The sequence below is a fragment of the Scytonema sp. UIC 10036 genome (assembly GCF_009725235.1).
The window spans coordinates 17,331-36,335 of sequence record NZ_WJFC01000126.1 but is presented as its reverse complement, the minus strand read 5'-3'; the positions used below and the strand labels follow the sequence as shown (position 1 = coordinate 36,335).

The window sequence follows — 19,005 nt, the reverse complement described above, 5'->3', positions numbered from 1 at the left end:
CCCCTAACCCCTAACCCCTAACCTATCGGCTAACACACCTTACCTCTTACGGCTCTCACTACTGTCAGTCACTTTTGAATAAAGTTACATTGTCATTAAGTAAAGTAAACAAATGTTCAGGTGAGGGTGAGTTACATCACCCGAAGCCCAAGCAGCAAGGGAGCAAGTACCCGCTATGTTTGAACACTTCACATCTGAAGCTATAAAAGTCATTATGCTAGCCCAGGAAGAGGCGCGTCGCCTGGGGCACAACTTCGTAGGCACGGAGCAAATTCTCTTGGGTTTGATTGGCGAAGGAACAGGGGTTGCTGCCAAAGTGCTGACAGACTTGGGCGTTACTCTCAAAGACGCACGTCGCGAAGTAGAAAGAATTATTGGTCGGGGTTCTGGCTTTGTCCCCCCGGAAATTCCTTTCACTCCCAAGGTAAAAAGCCTGTTTGAGCAAGCATTTAAAGAAGCTCGCAGCCTGGGACATAACTACATCAGTACCGAACACTTATTGTTAGGTTTAACTGAGGCTGGTGAAGGTGTCGCCGCTAAAGTTCTGCAAAATCTCGGACTGGATCTCTCTCAAGTCCGCACCGCCGTGATTCGCAATTTAGGCGAAGCTACATCGGTAGCTGCAAGTCGCGGTGGTAGTAGCAACGGTCAACGGCGCAACCAATCTCTAACTTTAGAAGAATATGGTAAGAATCTGACTAAGCTAGCCAGGGAAGGTAAGCTCGATCCAGTTGTTGGTCGTGAGAAAGAAATTGAGCGTGCAGTTCAAATTCTAGGTCGTCGCACTAAGAACAATCCCGTATTGATTGGCGAACCAGGGGTTGGTAAAACTGCGATCGCAGAAGGTCTCGCTCAACGTATTGTCAATCAAGATATACCCGATATTCTACAAGATAAGCAAGTCATTAGCCTCGATATGGGGTTACTGGTGGCAGGGACTCGCTTTCGTGGCGATTTTGAAGAACGCTTGAAGAAAATCATGGATGAAATCCGCTCAACGGGTAATATCATCCTGGTTATCGATGAAATTCATACTTTGGTTGGTGCTGGTGGAACTGAAGGCGGTATGGATGCCGCTAATATCCTCAAGCCAGCACTTGCAAGAGGAGAACTCCAGTGCATTGGTGCAACCACTCTTGATGAGTACCGCAAGCACATTGAGCGCGATGCAGCCCTCGAGCGTCGTTTCCAACCGATTATGGTAGGTGAACCATCGGTTGAGGAAACTATTGAGATATTACAGGGATTGCGTTCTGCCTACGAGCAACACCACAGGGTTCAAATCTCTGATGAAGCGTTGGTAGCCGCAGCTAATTTATCAGATCGTTACATCAGCGACCGCTTTTTACCTGATAAAGCTATCGACTTGATTGATGAGGCAGGTTCTCGCGTTCGTCTGCGCTATTCTTCTAACCCCGCAAATCGCGAGATTAAGAAAGAGTTGGCACGAGTTAGCAAATCTAAAGACGAAGCGGTTCGGGCGCAAGATTTTGATAAGGCAGGGCAATTGCGCGATCGCGAGTTAGAGCTTGAGGCACAGTTAAGAGAATTATCACAAAATGAATTGGCTGTCAATAGACCTGTTGTTGATGAAGAAGATATAGCTCAAATTGTTGCTTCTTGGACTGGCGTACCAGTTAACAAGCTGACGGAATCCGAATCTGAGTTGCTGCTGCACTTAGAAGATACTTTGCACCAACGTTTGATCGGTCAAGAGCAAGCAGTGACCGCAGTTTCTAGAGCCATCCGTCGTGCAAGAGTTGGGTTAAAGAATCCCAATCGACCCATTGCTAGCTTTATCTTCTCCGGTCCTACAGGAGTTGGTAAGACAGAATTAACCAAGGCGTTGGCTTCCTACTTCTTCGGTTCTGAAGATACCATGATTCGGTTAGATATGTCCGAATACATGGAACGCCATACAGTTTCCAAGCTGATAGGTTCACCTCCCGGTTATGTAGGATTTGACGAAGGCGGACAACTGACGGAAGCAGTGCGTCGCAAACCATACACGGTAGTGCTATTTGATGAAATCGAAAAAGCACATCCCGATGTGTTTAATATGCTGCTGCAAATCCTAGAAGATGGTCGCTTGACTGATGCTAAAGGTCGTACAGTGGACTTTAAGAACACGCTGATTATCATGACTTCTAACATCGGTTCCAAGGTGATTGAGAAAGGTGGCGGTGGTTTGGGCTTCCAGTTTGCAGATGATGCAGCAGAAGCAAGCTACAATCGCATCCGCAGTTTGGTGAATGAAGAATTGAAATCTTTCTTCCGTCCCGAATTCCTCAACCGTCTTGATGAGATTATCGTCTTCACTCAGTTGAAGAAAGACGAAATCAAGCAAATTGCCGACATTATGTTGCGCGAGGTTGCTAGCCGTCTGACTGAGAAAGGAATTAGTCTTGAAGTGAGCGATCGCTTCAAAGAGCGTGTTATACAGGAAGGATATGACCCCAGCTATGGTGCTAGACCATTACGTAGGGCAATTATGCGCCTGTTAGAAGATTCGCTTGCTGAGGCATTGCTTTCCGGAGAGATTGCAGAAGGCGACACAGCCGTTGTAGATGTTGACGACGACGGTCAGGTCAAAGTACAGAAGTCTCAGAGTCGCGAGTTGTTACTCGCAAATCTTGGCTAATTGAAGCATGAAGTGTAAAGGATGAAGTATAAAAAACCTTTATCCTTTATACTGCACGCTTTTTGGTAGCATTTAAAAACCCTCTTAACCCTTGCCTAGCGCAGGAAGTTTTAGAGGTTCGTCAAGGTAAACATTTGGTGAAATGGTAAAAAACTTAACCCTGGTAGCGATACCAGGGGATTTTTTTTAAGCCTAACGATTGGAAATCGCGGCTATACAAACGCTCGTCCGCCTACGCGGACTTTAGTTAGCTTCAGAATTCTATTCTGAATGCTTTTGCCAAAATGGATACTCGAATTTCTTTAATAACCAATGATAATTATCCCTTTTAAAAATATCTTTAAGAAATTGATTATTATCAACGGCTCTACCTGCTTCTACTTCTAGAACTATCTTGCCATCTCTACTTACAGCATCTGGTTCAAAATATTTCTCGTCTTCGTTAGTTAAGCCAAATAAAATCGGTACACGAATTCTTTGCGATTTAGCTTTACCTTCTTCAACTTGCATATCTGCTTCTATAAGATATGGTCTTAATAAACTTAACACTTCATTACTACTCAATTGCTTGTTTTGAGAATCTATTTGCTCTTCGACTTGGACAAAGCACTGCAAAATATTTTCTATCTGGCAATTTTTTTCAAAAGACTCTGGAAAAAAGTTATACTGAAGCATCTGTTACCCAATAAATCCTAGGGGTTACGTTTGTATAGTTCTCAGAAAACTTTCTGAAATAACAGATCGCTGAACTATGGCTTACGCCTTGATAGAGGTACTAGTGTCTACCAGTCCAGCTACGCTTCAAAAGCAACCCTACCAAAAATCCAACAATCAATCCAGAAGTATGACCAACAAAACTAATCTGTGGTGTTGTTAAATCGAAAATGACTTGCAAAATAATGAGTGTGACAATTCCTCGCAAACTTCTAGCAGCAATGCGCGTTTTTTTCCTTTGCCAGTCAAGTAACAAAATTGCAGCAAAAGCACCAACAAGCCCCATGACGCATCCAGAAGCACCAACTGCAAAATTTGTCTGAGAATAACCTTTAAGTGACATAAAGGTTACGGCTAGCATTGAGCCGATCGCACTGGTAAAATATAATAGAATAAACCGAGGAAGCCCCATAGAAAATTCTACCAAACGACCGAATAAATAAAGACCTAGCATATTGAGTGCAAGGTGCAAGAAACCATAGTGAAGAAAAGCAGCAGCAAACAAACGCCACCATTCTCCTGCGACGACTTCTTTAGGAACTAAGGCACCTAAATTATATAAGTTCTCAAGGTTAGTACTTCCTCCAAGCTTCACCTCAAGACCAAAGACCAGCAAATTTAAACCAATAATAAAATATGTGGCAAGTGGTTTGCGTGGTTTAACGCCTACTCTACCGTTATATCTAGCTTCAGATTCCATTTCAGTACTGATTCTAGATAAAATTTGTTTGCTTCTCTCAGTTAAAACTGTTTCAGCTTCGACAACAGGATTGGATAAACGTCTTGCGACTGCTTTTTGGATACGAAGATCGCTGGTATCGCTTATACTTAAAAATTGTTCGCGAGCAATTATGTCTTTTCCTGCAGCTTGGTCCGCCGTTGCTAACCAGAATATTTTAATAGTGTCAGAATAGTTGAAGAGCGAACCACTTAGTAGTTTCGTTACCTGTTCTGTTTCACCGCAAAAGGCAAAGATAAACAAACGTGCTAAGTTTCGCGTTCTTATGTTAAGTATTTTCTCAAAAGTGCGTTCGTAGCGTTCCCAGATTAAAAGCATACCATTTAAGTTGCCAGTTTCCCCAAGCGCTCTTAAGTAGGTGTTCAGTATATCGAAGTCCTTGCGTAACGTTGCGGATGATAAATTATCCTGTACCCATAGCACTAAGTCTTCCCAACGACTTTCTATCTGATACAATGTTGCGATCGCAGATCGACCAGTCGGTGTTTGAGCGCTTTTGTAACGGTCTAGAATTGCACTCGCCTCAGCTACATTCCCATTTTGCGCCAATTCTAGAGCACGTAACAATTCTGGGCGTTCGCGCCAGCCATCTACAGGGTGTAACAGAGAAATAAATTTAGCCAATTTGCTGGCTTGACCAAAACTTTGTTGGGCGCTCAGTTGGTCAACTTTTCTGTTACCGATGTTAGGTGTGACTATTAAAATCACCCACAGACATCCACCAATCAAGCCTGCTGTGGCTGGTGTGGTGTAAGCGCTCACTGCTGTAACACCTAAGATAAGCACAGAGATGACAATCCAACCACGATTGTTCTTAGCAGAGCTAAGTGCTGCATTCAGCATGGTTGAAACACATGACAGACACACTAACCAAATCAGTAGGTGATTGAGATCCATACAATTTAGATATTATTAGGCAATCCTGTATTTTATGTTAGTGGTTAGTAGTTAGTAGTTAGTGGTTAGTGGCGAATCAACAACCAACAACCAACAACTAACCACTAACTCTCCTTTATTTCTACCAATTCTTGATTCTCAATTACATTCTGAGAGTAATCAGATAGGGATGACCAACCGTTAACAGCATCTTTAATCACGCCAGCTACGGGAACAGCAATTAACAATCCCAATACTCCACCAATATATGTTCCAAGCAGTAAGGAAATTAAGACCCATATTGGTCTCAGCCCAGTAAAGCTACCTAAAAGTCGAGGTGCGATCGCTTGATCGATAATTTGGTCAACAACTACAGACACACCCAAAACCCTAACTGCCAACCAAAAGTTGTGCGACAGTATTATTAAAGTGACTATGGCAAGACTTGCAACATCTCCAAAAGGTATTAAACTTAAAATCCCCACTCCCAAACCAAATAGTAAAGCAAACTGAACGTTAAGAAGTAGAAATACTAAGGTCAGTGAAAATCCCATCAACAAACCTAACGCTATCTGACCGATTAGGTAGTTTTGAAAATTTTGCTGAATGGATTGTTTTAATTGTTGACCAAAATTCAAAGGTAACTTTTTAAATATTCCTTCCCAAATTTTTCCTCCGTCTAATAAAAGATAGAAAGTTAATACTACAGTAACTAAAGCTTCAGAAATACTATCAAGTGTTTCTATAACGAGTCTAAAGAGTTTATCGACAAGATACTCTAATTCATCAGGTAAGCGATTTGCTATTTGAGTAAATACTTGATTTAAATTCCAGTTGAACCCGTGGCTTACAGTCCAGTTATTTAAACTTTTAAATTTTTGTTCGCTTGAATCGAGCCATTCAGGTAACACGGCATCCATTTCATTAAATTGTTGCGAAATAATAGGAATTAGCGTCAATCCCAAAGCTAATAAAATAATTAAAGTAACGATAAAAACTAATGTGACAGCATAATTGCGTTTAATTCCCTGTTTTTCTAAAATTGAAACTGGGTAATTCAAAATAAAACTTAGTAAAGTAGCTAAGATAAGAGTTGTAACAACGGGTTGAAAATAATGAAAGAATCGAAATGCGAGCCATCCATTGAGAAATAATAAAGGAAATATAAGTGTCAAAATTAACAATTGTAGTAATTTTTTAAGTGAAATGGTCATGTTGTTTCAGGAGAATCTATGGGTTAGGCAATGCCTAATAATATTATTAGATATGTTAATGCTACTAAAAAATCTACCACCCTGAGTCATAAAATATGAGAATAAAGAGGTGCTAAGCCGACTTCTCCCAAAACCACACACTACTCTTCAGTGCTCAAAGCTAAAAATTGCTCGCGATCGATACGTCCAGCTGTGTAAAGAGTTTCTGTAATTTCTGATATTGTTAAAACCGCATAGCCTCGGTAACCGTTTTCCTGTAACCTGTCCATAACTCCTTGTTCGTGGTTGATAAAGACCACAATGTCCTCAACATTTAACCCCGCAGATTTTAATTTTTCTGCTCCTTCCATTACGCTTTTGCCACTAATGAGGATATCATCAACGACTGCAACCGTCTCACCAGGATGAAACTCTCCCTCAATCACCCGTCGCGTACCGTGGGCTTTTACCTCTTTGCGAGGAAAAATCATGGGACATTGAAGACGTAGGGCTAAACCAGTTGCTGTCGGTAAAGAGCCGTAGGGGATACCTGCTACCCTATCAAATTTTAGCGTTCTTAAAATTTCCTCATATGCTTTAAGTACTTGATTAAAAAGTTGCGGATTGGAAATAATTTTGCGTAAATCAATGTAGTAAGGAAATACAGCACCTGAAGCTTGGACGTAGTTGCCAAACATAACGCAACCAATATCGTAAAGTTGCAAAATTAAATCTTGTTGGGGATGTTGATTGAGCAAACAAATGTTAGAAAACCAGATAGAACAGCTAGAAACATCAAGGTTAATTTCAGCTTTTGCTTGATTGACTTCTTCTTGTAAAGACTGGACTTGCTTTGATAAATCTTCCCGTGACAACATATCTTGGGGTACGGGAATTAACAAACCATCACCATTTTTGTTTAAACCTGCTGCTAAAATTTGATTAATATTGTTACCTTCTGCCCAGATACTACGAGTCATAATAATGCGTTCGGGAGCATCTGCACGAATTCGCGCTATGATTTCAGGCTTTGTTGTTCCAACTTCCAAACCTAATTGTTCTGGAGTTCCCCAAGTTCTGGATTCTTTAACTATTTGTAAATAAAAAGGTGATTCATCTGTAGGGTAATGTTGCAACTTGTGAGCACCAAGATTGGATGTACGGCATAAAATAAAAGCAGCTTTACCTGGATAAACTAAAAATGGCGCAACATGGTCTTGTCCTGCATAAGAATTCAAAGTGATGGCATCAACATTCCACTCTGTAAATACGGTACGGGCGAAGATAGTACTCGTGTTTAAATCGCTGTGTTTGGCATCTAAAATAATTGGAATATGGGAAGGAATAGCTGCTAGGGTGTTGTGTAGCAGTTCTAAGCCGGAAACACCTAAGGATTCATAAAAACCCAGTGTTGGTTTATACGCGCAAACTTTATCGGCTGTCTCGGAAATGATGAATTGCAACCAATCCAACAAACGAGGTATGATGCCTTGAGCTTCGTATCCAACGGGCATCATTTCTGGGTTAGGGTCAAGTCCTACAAATAATAAACTTTGATTTTGTGCAATTGCTCCATTTAATTTATCAAAAAAGTTCATATATTTTTTTAAAAGCTTTCACGTATGTATAATTCTATAACGTAAAGCTGAGACTTTGCTCAGGGTTAAATGTGTTTGCCTTGATGTGACAGATATTTCACCCACTCTTTCATGACTGCGGTGATTCGCCGCAAGTTGTCCTCACCAATGATGTATGGAGGCATTGTATACAGCCACTTGCTGTACGGACGAAGCCACACTCCCCGATCTAGAGCGAACTCCCTGAATCCTGTGAGGTTCGACGGACATTCAAACTCCAGGACTCCTATGGCTCCAAGTACTCGTGCGTCGCACAGCGATCGCCCCTCCAATCCCTGGAGTTCTTCTTTAAGCACCTGCTCAATAGCTTTAACTTTACTGAGGTAGTTTTCGGTTTCGATAAGGTTGATACTTGCTAACGCCACAGCGCAGGCGATCGCATGTCCCATGAAAGTCGGTCCGTGCATGAAGGCGAGTTCTGGATCGTCACCGAGGAAAGACTCGTAGACTTGGCTTGTAGCGATAGTCGCCGATAGACCGAAGTATCCCCCAGTCAGCGCTTTACCGAGCACCATGATATCCGGGGTAACATTAGCGAGATCTGCTGCAAATAAGGCTCCTGTTCGCCCGAAACCCGTCGCCACCTCATCGAATATGAGTAGCACCCCGTGCTCGTCACACAGTCTTCTGACGTGGAATAAATACTCCGGGGGATAGAAGCGAAAGCCACCCGCTCCTTGAAATATTGGTTCGAGGATGACAGCCGCAATCTGGTTCTTGTTCGATTTGAGAAGCTCCGCGAGTTGACAAAGCGATGTTTGGCATTCGTGAGATTCTATGTTAACCCCGCCCGGTGCATCGACGAAATACTGGGGGAGTATGACTCCTTTAAACAATCGGTGCATCCCCTCGTCGTCGTCGCTTACCGACATTGCTCCTGTCGTGTCGCCGTGATACCCCCGACGGAGCGCCACGAAATGGCTCTTCTGGGAAACTCCTTTGTTGCGCCAGAACTGAATTGCCATCTTTAGCGCCACCTCTACCCCTACTGAGCCACTGTCACCAAAGAACACGTGATTGAGGCGATCGGGGGTAATCCTGACTAACGTCTCGGCGAGATGAATAGCTGCATCGTTAACCAAACCACCGAGCATAACATGAGCGAATTTTGCAAGCTGCTCCTGAACCGCTTGATTGAGGACGGGGTGATTGTACCCGTGAATAACGCACCACCAAGAAGAGATACCGTCAATGAGCACCGTGCCATCATCAAGATAGAGTTTGACTCCCTCTGCTCGAATGACTCGATATGGGGGCGGAACGGTCTTCATTTGTGCGTAAGGAAGCCAGAGCGAATGAACTTGTGTAGTCATTGGGGCTTATTGAGTTCGCATCGTTACAATATACAATATTATCTTTTTTTTAATTAAGACTTCTTTTTAAAGAGAAAATATTGTAAGTTGAATAATTTCAAATTCCTTTTTTTCTTATTTATTAAAAACCTGATTTTGTTATAGTTTTTGCTAAAAATGGGGCAGGCAATATCGTTACCCCATTTAATTCATTCAATCTTTCACGAGTTTGAATTTGTTTCAGAAATACTAAGCTGCATATCGGTCTACAAAGCTCTGCAGCCCCGATTTATATCCTGTTCCAACTGCTTGGAATCTCCATTCTCCATCTTTCCGATACAGTTTACCAAATTCGATTGCAGTCTCTGCTGAAGCATCTTCTTCTAGCTCATACTTAGCGATTGGTTTTTCTGTAGCGTTGTCATAAATTCTGATATATGAGTTTCTGACTTGCCCAAAATTTTGCTTTCTTTGTTCTGCTTCATGGATAGTTACAACAAACACTATTTCTTGGACACAAGCATCAACTCTACTCAAATCGATTGAAATCGTCTCATCATCTCCAGAACCTTCTCCAGTTCTACTATCTCCTTCATGTTGTACAGAACCATCTGCTGATGTTAGGTTATTGTAAAATACATAGCTAAATGGTGTTCGGATTCACTTAGTCGAATACGGATTTGATGAAGTTTACCTACAACAAAACCCATGATTGTTATGTTACCTCCATGCTTTCCTTCCTCTAGATGAACCACTATGCCTTGAACTTGAGTGTTTGGAAGTTGCGTAATCAGATCGCTTAACCCGGATTTCTCACAAAGATTTAAACAAATTGCCCAAAATGCTTATGCTACCTAGACTTGAGGTAAAATACCTGTCAACACACCATAATGATTTTTTCTGGGTCTAAAATGCCCAAAATCTATGCAGGATAAAGGTTTTGTTCATAGCGATCGCCACACTTGTGAGAAATCAGGGTTAATATGTCTAGTTGAGAATCTCCTGAAGCTTCCTCTAAAATTTCTAGTATCTCACACATCCGCAAAGCGTAAGACCGAATTGTGGGATTCAGAGGGAGGGTAATATCGAATTCTTCACCAGAATTTGTTGTTTTATACCAAACTGATTCTGAATTACTGGCTTGTCTCTCTTGAATCCATCCGTTTTCTTTAAGGTAGGTTGTTAATTGCTGTGGATCTAAATTAGAGAGAATTTCAGGATCGCGCACGGTTACTATCATCATATTCATGAAAACTTATAATTTACAGTCCTGCAAACCATTCATAGCCTTGGTCTTCCCAATAGCCCTTAAAAAGCGATAACTGACTAACCAGTGTAACTTGAGTTACCCACTTACTTTGCTTGTATCCAAGTTTCACGGGAGAAGCCAAGCGTAAAGGTGCGCCATTCTCCACTGGTAATTTTTCACCATTCTTTTGATAAGCTAATAAGGTTTGGGGATGTGAGGCGGAAGCAATATCCCAGCTTGAATAGTAGCCATCAGCCGATTTAAAGTAAACATATTTAACATTTGGTTGAGGTTGAGCAAGAGCAATAATTTCTTGCAGACGCACACCCGCCCATTGCACGATCGCAGCCCAACCTTCTACACATACATGGCGGATAATCATAGATGTCAAAGGCAAAGCTTGAATGTCAGCCATGCTAAGATTGAGAGGATTTTTTACCTCACCATCAACAATTAAACGGTATTTTGTTTGGTCAATAACTGGATTATACCTAAAGCTATTCACTAACAATGCTTCTGGTTGAATTTCGCTAGAAGAAAATTCTGGAACGGGCTTTTGTGGATTCAATAGTAAAGCTTCCACCTTTTGATTCAAAGGTTCGGAAAGTTTTCCAACAACATCTTCAAACAACGGTGTACCGCATCCACCTAGGAGAAAGCCAATACTAGAAATCCCTGAAATGTTGAGAAATTGACGGCGGGTTAATTGAGGACGATGTACGCGAATTATATTCATAAAATAGGTTAGTGGTTAGTGGTTGGTGGTTAGTTGTTAGTGGTTAGTTGTTAGTGGTTAGTAGTTGGTGGTTAGTAGTTGATAACAACTATCAACTATCAACTATCAACTATCAACTAACTCTTTTACCAAAACATAGATTCAGTCAACTCTGTACCCCCAGCCTCACGTCCCAATAACCAATGAGTCATCGAGAACAAAATAACTATTGGAACAGAGGAAAAATGCACAATTCTCAGTGCTTGCCAACTTCCAAATATATCTACAATCCAATAGAATTGAGCGGGTTTATACATTCCTATACCTGTAAATAAAGCCAAAAGCAAGATAGGAATTATAGATGTATAAACAATACGATGAAAAGCATAACTTAAACGTTTGGAATTTTTACTTTTTTGTAGTGCTTTCAAGTCATTCGTTCCCACAAACCGATGTCGCCAACGTCGTGTGGCTAAAACATAAATTCCATACCACAGCAAATTCAACGAAAATAACCACATAGCAGCAAAATGCCAATGTCTACCGCCCGCCAGCCAACCTCCCAGTGTAAATATAGGAGGAATATGCCAACCAGCCCGCCCGCCAAATACGGGATTTGCATTATAAATTTGCAATCCACTAGTAAGCATGATAAATAAGCTGATGATATTAACCCAATGAAAAATCTTTGCTCCTATTGCTTGAGTTGGTAGCTTTCGAGGTTTAAAGGGAATGGTTGGAGTCATATAGGATTTGGGATTTTAGATTTTAGATTTGGGATTTGGGATTTGGGATTTGGGATTTGGGATTGAAGAAATTGTCAAAAATTAATTATCTCATAAGAGTGGATGAAATCCCTACCCGTTCTTGTTGGCGGGTAAGATCTAGCGGTTTTCACTTGAATGAAGTACAGATTTATCCGCGTTCGTCTGCTAAAGGCTATTGCACCTAATTGAAAACTGCTATAGTTACTCCGGGCTTTTAGAGCGCCGATACAGCTTTCCCTGTGGCAATACTGCAAGGGCTGAGGAAATTGTAGGTTGGGTAAACCCGTGTGTGAAACCCAACAAATGCTGATAAATGTTGGGTTTCGTTCCTCAATCCAACCTACGTGTTTTTGTATTTTTAGGCTTAACCGACAAGTATTGTTCCCTGTGGGGAAACTCAACAAATGTCTGTAAATGTTGGGTTTCGTTCCTCAACCTAACCTACGTATTTTCGTATTTTTAGGCTTAACCGACAAGTATTGGGATCTAATCAACTTAAATATTTTAGCTAAAAAAAAGGAGCGGGATGAAACCCCACTCCAATTTGCTCTCTTGCTACCAAACTTTAATATTTCAACCATTTCTGTTCTGCGACAAGATTACCAATTTTTTTCTCCTCTTTCTTTGTGCCCTTTGCGACGAGTGCGGTTATTTAAATAGGTAATCTTTGCATAATGGAGTATAAACTTAATAACTTAGACTAAAAACTAGTACTTCGTATAATGTCAGCATAAGTTGAGGTTTTATGCCTTAATTCAATCGCCAACTCTGTTCCTTGACCTAATTGAGAGTTACACCTCAATTTCCCTTTATGTTTGTCCACTACAATTTGTTTGCTGATTGATAGCCCCATTCCTCTTGCTTTGCCTTCCAATTTAGTAGTAAAAAAGGGTTCAAAAATATGCTTCTTCAAGTGAGGAAGCATCCCTTTGCCATTATCAGAAATACGAATAACAATTTTACGTTGCTTTGATGGTTGACTGTTATGGTTACCAACCAATGATAAATGACAGTTGATAACTTCTGTACGAATCCAAATCTTGGGAAGAAAAGAACTATCTTGCTGTATTCTTTCTTCTAATGCATCAATGGCATTACTTAATATGTTCATGAATACCTGATTTAGCTCGCTTGCATAACAATTTACAAGCGGTAATTCCCCAAATTCTTTAATAATTTGTATTCGAGGTCTGTCAGGGCGTTCTTTTAAACGGTGTTGTAAAATTCTCAAAACGCAATCCAAACCAGCGTGTATATCAACCTTAACCATTTGCTCGTCTTCAAGTCGTGAAAAACTCCACAAAGCAGAGGCAATTTCTTTAATACGTTCGGAATTAGATCGAATTGACCACAGCAATTTTAAAGAATCTCTTTTCACAAAATTCAAGTCAAAACATTGAAGTTGTGAGGCAAATTCTGTTTTGGATTTGGGATGGCTTTGTTGGTAAATTTCTAACAGTTGAATTAATTCTTCTGCATATTCAGTGACAGGGTGTAGGGAAGCACTTATTAAGTTAATGGAGTTATAAATTTCACCAGCTACATCGACTACTAGCTTACCAAGATTAGCCATTTTCTCATTCTGCACTAACTTCTCTCGGCAATTTCTCAAATCTTGTTGAGTATCTTCTAGTTGCTGTGCTATTTTCTGTTCTTGCGCTTCGACAATTACTCTTGAGGCAATTTCTTGGTGGACTTGTTCAATTAACTGGGATTGCTGAATTGCGATCGCAATTTCAACACTGACTTGTCTTAAAGTTTCTACCTCCCATTCCTGCCAATGACGGTTACTGGAACTATCATAAACCATCAGCAAGCCCCATGAGTTGCTTGGCCAAGAGCAGCCCAGAAGTTCATTCTCCTGGTTGACGACTTGCAAGTGAGAATTTGGAATTAGAGATATTGTATTTTGATAGTCTTCTAATTTTAAAGAGATGGGAAAAACCAAACTGGCTTTAGTTTGACGTTTATCTGTATAGATATATTGATTTTGCTCTTTAACCGACTCAACAGCCATCATGTTATTTTCATCGTTAGGAAAACGATAAATGACTGTACGGTCTGTCTGTAAAAACTGCTGTACAACATTTGCTATTGTTTCAAGTATTGACTGTAGCTGAGAACGAGAATAAATACATTTGCGGATGGTATTTAGCAAAGATTCCCGTTTTCTCATCTGCTGCAATGCTTGTTCTTGATGTTTTTGCGCGGTGATGTCTTGGTGTGTTCCCACCATTTGCACCGGCTGACCCGATCGATCCCACTGCAACACTCTCCCTCGGTCAAAAATCCACTTCCACTCTCCGGATTTAGCTAACATTCTAAATTCGACTTCGTAGACTGGTATGCGACCTTCCAAATAATCCTCTAACACCGCCATCACCCTGGAAAAGTCCTCTGGATGTACGAGTCTCTCAAAGGATTTGTGGTGATTTTCTATTTCTTCTACTTCATATCCCAAAATCTGCTTCCACTGAGGGTCATAGTATGTCTTGTCAGTCACTAAATTCCAATCCCATAGACCCAAGCCAGTTGCTGCTAGTGCTGTTTGCAAACTAGCGTGCGAGCGTTGACAAAGTTCTGTGAAAGCTTGGTGTGTCTGCTGCTGCTCTTGCTTTGCTAACGCTTTGGCGTTCCGTGATGAAAGTAGAGCTTCCCTATGATGAGTAGCCGATCCTTTTGTATACATAGCTGCTGGTCTGATAAGGAAAATAGCTTGTAGCTCAATAGCTGCCTTAGCACCCTAATGGTAATGGTATATGCATAGAACGTGCTGGTATATTCCTAGATGGTTACTTCCCCTGTAACTGGCATGACTAGATACGTCAATCCCTATTAACAATTTCGATGGAACTTGGAAAAAGGTAAATAGAATAATGTAACCTGTCCTTTGGTCACAAATACCATCGTCAAAAAAAAATTTGCTACATTTTATCCTGCTACTCTTTCAAAATGACAGAAGACTAAGTATATAAAATTACCAAAAAATAGATTAAGATTTGGTGTGGAATGTTTTAAAAAAGCTACAATCTAGTCTTGACAAAGAACTCATAATTTTACAGAATTGTCAATGTTTTTTTGTAGCTTTTTTACAACAGCCTTACCCAATCTTACAAAACGGAGGCTACATTTGAATCAATACTTACCGATTAAACTTTTACAGGAAAAAATTTGGGGAAAGTTCACACACACAAGTCGGGTCTGATGACTAATGACTATAGATGAAATCGTATTACTGCTAAAGGCAAACACTCCGAACTCCTTAACTCCACTCCAAGAGATGGTGTTACGTTCTTCTTGGGAAGGAAAAACTTATACAAGTATAGCAGTTGAAGCACATTACGGAGAAGAAAGAGTTAGAAAAGTCGCTTCTCATTTATGGCAAGTTTTGAGTGACTTTTGGAAAGAGCCAATCGGCAAATCCAACTTCCGTCAGATTCTAGAACCTCGCCGTTTAAGCAGAACGCAACAACAACTGCTCCGGGAATTCAACCGTAAGGATGAGGTCACATCCCTAGAATTTCCTAGTGGTCCGGTATCACTTAACTCTAAATTTTACGTTCCTCGTTCACCAATTGAAGAACTGGCTTACGCGGAAATCGCAGAACCAGGAAGTGTTACTTGCATCAAAGCTCCTAAGAAAATGGGGAAGAGTTCCTTAATTCTACGGATTCTTGCTCATGCAGCAAGCCTTGGTTATAGCACGGTTCATTTAGATTTTCAGCAGGCAGATAGGGCAGTTTTTGCAAATCTTGATAAATTTTTGCGCTGGTTCTGCGCCAATGTTAGCCGGGAGTTGGGTTTGGAACCGAAACTCAACGATTATTGGGATGAGGATATGGGGAGTAAAGTCTGTTGTTCTCTCTATTTCCAATACTATTTACTTCCATCTCTCAATCACCCTCTGGTTTTGGTGTTTAACGAAGTCGATTGGGTGTTTGACTATCCAGACATTGCTGAAGATTTTCTCCCGCTACTGCGCTCTTGGTACGAACAAGCCAAATTGGTGGAGGTGTGGCAAAAACTTCGTCTTGTTCTGGCTTACTCGATGGAATTTTTTTTGTCTCTCAATCTGACTCACTCTCCATTTAATATCGGTTTGCCTATCAAGTTAACGGTATTTTCAAAAGAACAAGTGCAGGATTTGGCACAACGCCACGGATTGGATTGGTTCCACGGTTCTGACGCTGACAAACTGATGACAATGGTGGGAGGACACCCATATCTGGTGAGGTTGGCTTTGTATTATCTTGTTAGTAAGGGAGGGATGGAACGCCATTTAGGGCAAATATTGCAACAAGCACCTACGGAAGCAGGAATTTATAATGAGTATCTCAGGCAATGTTTGTTGGTTCTGCGGGAGAAACCAGAATTAGGAGACGCTTTCCGTGAAGTGGTTTCTGCTAGGAGTCCCTTACAAATGGAACTACCTGTGGCATATAAGCTGTATGCTATGGGGTTAGTCAGTATTGAAGGGGATCGCTGTACTCCGTCGTGTGAGTTGTACCGCTTGTATTTTAGAGAGCAACTCAATACTCATAGCGATCGCGATCCTCGTTTGCAAGAATTGGAAAAAGAAAACCAACAGTTACGCGTTCTCTCTGGTTTAGATGAACTGACTCAACTGGTTAGCCGTCGTTCTTTTAATACCTACCTTCAAATAGAGTGGCAAAAAGCTTTGAGCAAACGTGTTCCTTTGTCACTAATTTTGTGCGATATTGACTACTTTAAAATATATAATAAGACCTACGGAATTACCGCAGGTGATGACTGTTTGCGACAAATTTCTCGTGTTATTAATAAGTGTGTAAAACAATCTTTTCCAAATGAGGATTTAAATAGCGATCGCAATTCGGTTTTAGTTGCGCGTTATGGAGGCGAGCAATTTGCAATTCTCATTCAAACAGATGCAGCTCGTGCTTTACACGTTGCTGAAGATATTCGAGAGGAAGTAAAAGCACTGGAAATTCCTTGTGATTATCCCAATATTGGGGGACTTCCTGCTGATGTTTTAACAGTCAGTGTAGGTGTTGCTAGCTTGATTCCTGAACCACAAACCGATCCTCATACTTTGTTGATAACGGCAGAAAGAGCACTGATACAAGCAAAGAGAGGGGACGAGATCGGGTGGTTTTTAATTAATTTACCCCACCCTAGCCCTCCCAATGGATTGGTCCGGAAGCGGAACTCAGATTTCCGAAGAATTTAATGCTTGTTTTGGGGCGCTGCGCGTTTTAAACCAAGAACAACGTCAATTATCGCTTCTAGTCGCTGACTTGCATCCAGATTGCAATCGGATTAATAAGTGGAACAAAGAAGGAGTGTCAACAAATCCTGTGTTTAGCTTCTTCAAAGAAATATTTTTGCCGCCTTTTTCCTAAGAAAAAACACAAGATGTGCTGACAAATATTGGCAAATTAATGGGATTGGAATTTGATTAAGAAACTCTCAGACAAATTCATTTGTAAAGCGGGTGACATCCATTTGTTTCTCGGCAACTTGCTCGTTTTTTAACGGAAAAAACCAAGCAAAACAGAAGCATGACTAGTGGAATGGGAAGTGGTTGGTCGTTATTTAGACAAAGCATTTTGCTAATGACACTTGACCAATGACCAATGACTAACTTAACTTGATGCTAAAACATTTTGTAGCTTTGCTACCATCTCAGTTCGTGCTGAGACTCCTAACTTGCGGAACATCCTTTTTAAAGCTTGCTTAACTGAATTTTGTGTAATCCAAAGTTTTTCCCCAATTTCTGCATTTGTTAACCCCTGTGCGACTAGTGCAGCAATTTCTAATTCTCGTGGTGTTAGGGGATTGGCTAGTGGTGAGTTAAGGGTTTTTGGTTTCGCTTGCGCCTGTAAAGTAGCAATTTTTGCTGATAAGTGCAAGCACAATGCACTGAGATCGGCAAGATTGTTAGCATCAAAGGCTGGAGCACCACTAGCACGTGTTAAATTTAGTGTTCCCACAAGACGTCCTTCACAAACGATTGGTCCGCTCATGACGTGTTCGTGATCGTGGCGGGAGCAAAAATTTTTCCAGTCTCCCGAAGGTAACACCAATTGTTCGTGAGCTGGAGCGTGACGCTCAACCACATATTGCCCTACTGGGTTGCTTTCCAAACAAACATCTGGGATCGAGTTTACATCAGCCTCAGCCGTGTAACGATCGTCTACTAGGTATATACCCCAGTGCTGCACACCAAAGTACTCGCCAACTGTATCCATGACAGCTAGTCGTAGTTCTTGCTCGTTTTGAGCTTTAGCGATCGCCTGAAATAGGTCATGAAGAGAGTTAGCCATTGCAATATAAGTGTACCCACTTGAGGACTATGCATTCTTAACAATTATTTCTATGCTAACTGATAGAAGCAAAGCAAAAAACTTACATAATTAGTAACTATAGGAGAATCACGTGACCGCAACACAAGTCTCTGCCCAAGAGCTCTTTCGGGCTGCTTACGAAAATCGCTACACCTGGGATAACAATTTCCCTGGCTACACTGCAGATGTAACCTATAAGCATGGTGAGAAAGTGTTTGCTCTAAATGTTCGTGTCAACGCCAATCTCAAGGCAGAAGTTTTTGACGTAGAAGATGAACAAGCAAACCGGGCGCTGAACAATCAGTTGTGGGAAATAGCTATTCACCGCATTCGTCGTACCTTTGAAGAAACCCACGGAGCAAACACCTTTCGCTATGGCGCGACTGATGAAACTGGTGCTGTTGAGATTTTGATGGGCGGTAAGGCAGAAGGAGATAGATATAAAGTTCGCAATAACGAGGTGTGTCTTGTCCACCGACACATTCATGGTGTTGTTGTAACTATTAATACTTTTAGCAGTCACGATACAGGTGAAGGCTACCTTTCCCACACATATGACTCTGTTTACCACGATCCAAAAACAGGAGAACAGAAGGGTGGAAGAAGTGAATTTGAGGATGAGTATGAGAAAGTTGGCGACTACGTTATCCTAAATCGCCGCTTAATTCGGACTGAAACAGATAACCAAGTCCATACCCAAGAATTTATCTTCTCGAATATCAAACTGTTAGAGCCTACTGCTGAGTAAGTATGCTCCATTACCGCCTTGGGGTTACTAAGTTCTGACAAAGGGGGTACAAGATGCTGATTGAGTATCGCTTTTTATAAACAATTCCGTTATGTACTACTTGTACAT

General features: G+C 41.2%; 14 protein-coding genes. 3 read left to right on the top strand and 11 right to left on the bottom strand.

Annotation, left to right across the window (positions count from 1 at the left end; all coding sequences use genetic code 11):
• The first annotated feature begins 175 nt into the window (after nt 1-175).
• Complete coding sequence (locus tag F7734_RS39915; protein ID WP_155749960.1) at nt 176-2,641, top strand: ATP-dependent Clp protease ATP-binding subunit; 2,466 nt, start codon at nt 176-178, stop codon at nt 2,639-2,641.
• Nucleotides 2,642-2,902: 261 nt separating this feature from the next.
• On the opposite strand, the gene F7734_RS39910 is transcribed toward F7734_RS39915, so the two are convergent.
• The 10 genes from F7734_RS39910 to F7734_RS39865 form a co-directional block, all read right to left on the bottom strand.
• The gene (locus tag F7734_RS39910; protein WP_155749959.1) at nt 2,903-3,316 is read right to left on the bottom strand and encodes a hypothetical protein; all 414 of its coding nucleotides are present in this window, start codon (nt 3,314-3,316) and stop codon (nt 2,903-2,905) included.
• Nucleotides 3,317-3,416: 100 nt separating this feature from the next.
• Nucleotides 3,417-4,991, bottom strand: coding sequence for a rhomboid family intramembrane serine protease (locus F7734_RS39905; protein ID WP_243147342.1), 1,575 nt, complete (start codon nt 4,989-4,991; stop codon nt 3,417-3,419).
• Between the two features lie 104 nt (nt 4,992-5,095).
• The gene (locus F7734_RS39900) at nt 5,096-6,184 is read right to left on the bottom strand and encodes an AI-2E family transporter (RefSeq protein WP_155749958.1); all 1,089 of its coding nucleotides are present in this window, start codon (nt 6,182-6,184) and stop codon (nt 5,096-5,098) included.
• A 140-nt stretch (nt 6,185-6,324) separates the two neighbouring features.
• A complete protein-coding gene (locus tag F7734_RS39895) occupies nt 6,325-7,761 on the bottom strand; it encodes a bifunctional orotidine-5'-phosphate decarboxylase/orotate phosphoribosyltransferase (protein ID WP_155749957.1) in 1,437 nt (478 codons plus the stop codon).
• 65 nt (nt 7,762-7,826) lie between these two features.
• Nucleotides 7,827-9,113: an adenosylmethionine--8-amino-7-oxononanoate transaminase gene (gene bioA, locus F7734_RS39890; RefSeq protein ID WP_155749956.1), complete on the bottom strand. Its 1,287-nt coding sequence runs from the start codon at nt 9,111-9,113 to the stop codon at nt 7,827-7,829.
• A 228-nt stretch (nt 9,114-9,341) separates the two neighbouring features.
• The gene (locus F7734_RS39885; protein ID WP_166482441.1) at nt 9,342-9,752 is read right to left on the bottom strand and encodes a TerD family protein; all 411 of its coding nucleotides are present in this window, start codon (nt 9,750-9,752) and stop codon (nt 9,342-9,344) included.
• A 262-nt stretch (nt 9,753-10,014) separates the two neighbouring features.
• Entirely contained in the window at nt 10,015-10,335 is a 321-nt protein-coding gene (locus F7734_RS39880) for a hypothetical protein (protein ID WP_207714326.1), read from the bottom strand.
• Between the two features lie 19 nt (nt 10,336-10,354).
• Nucleotides 10,355-11,077 (bottom strand): molybdopterin-dependent oxidoreductase, encoded by a 723-nt coding sequence (locus F7734_RS39875; protein ID WP_155749955.1) that lies wholly within the window; start codon nt 11,075-11,077, stop codon nt 10,355-10,357.
• Nucleotides 11,078-11,202: 125 nt separating this feature from the next.
• Nucleotides 11,203-11,802 (bottom strand): cytochrome b/b6 domain-containing protein, encoded by a 600-nt coding sequence (locus F7734_RS39870; protein ID WP_155749954.1) that lies wholly within the window; start codon nt 11,800-11,802, stop codon nt 11,203-11,205.
• A gap of 721 nt (nt 11,803-12,523) precedes the next feature.
• A complete protein-coding gene (locus F7734_RS39865; RefSeq protein WP_155749953.1) occupies nt 12,524-14,512 on the bottom strand; it encodes a PAS domain-containing protein in 1,989 nt (662 codons plus the stop codon).
• Nucleotides 14,513-15,034: 522 nt separating this feature from the next.
• Between F7734_RS39865 and F7734_RS39860 the strand changes: the two genes are divergently transcribed.
• Nucleotides 15,035-17,032 (top strand): AAA-like domain-containing protein, encoded by a 1,998-nt coding sequence (locus F7734_RS39860; RefSeq protein WP_155749952.1) that lies wholly within the window; start codon nt 15,035-15,037, stop codon nt 17,030-17,032.
• Between the two features lie 415 nt (nt 17,033-17,447).
• Here the strand turns inward: F7734_RS39860 and F7734_RS39850 are convergent, their stop codons facing one another.
• The gene (locus F7734_RS39850; protein ID WP_155749950.1) at nt 17,448-18,128 is read right to left on the bottom strand and encodes a LuxR C-terminal-related transcriptional regulator; all 681 of its coding nucleotides are present in this window, start codon (nt 18,126-18,128) and stop codon (nt 17,448-17,450) included.
• A 112-nt stretch (nt 18,129-18,240) separates the two neighbouring features.
• Between F7734_RS39850 and F7734_RS39845 the strand changes: the two genes are divergently transcribed.
• Nucleotides 18,241-18,897: a DUF3386 domain-containing protein gene (locus F7734_RS39845; RefSeq protein WP_166482438.1), complete on the top strand. Its 657-nt coding sequence runs from the start codon at nt 18,241-18,243 to the stop codon at nt 18,895-18,897.
• Nucleotides 18,898-19,005: the final 108 nt, after the last annotated feature.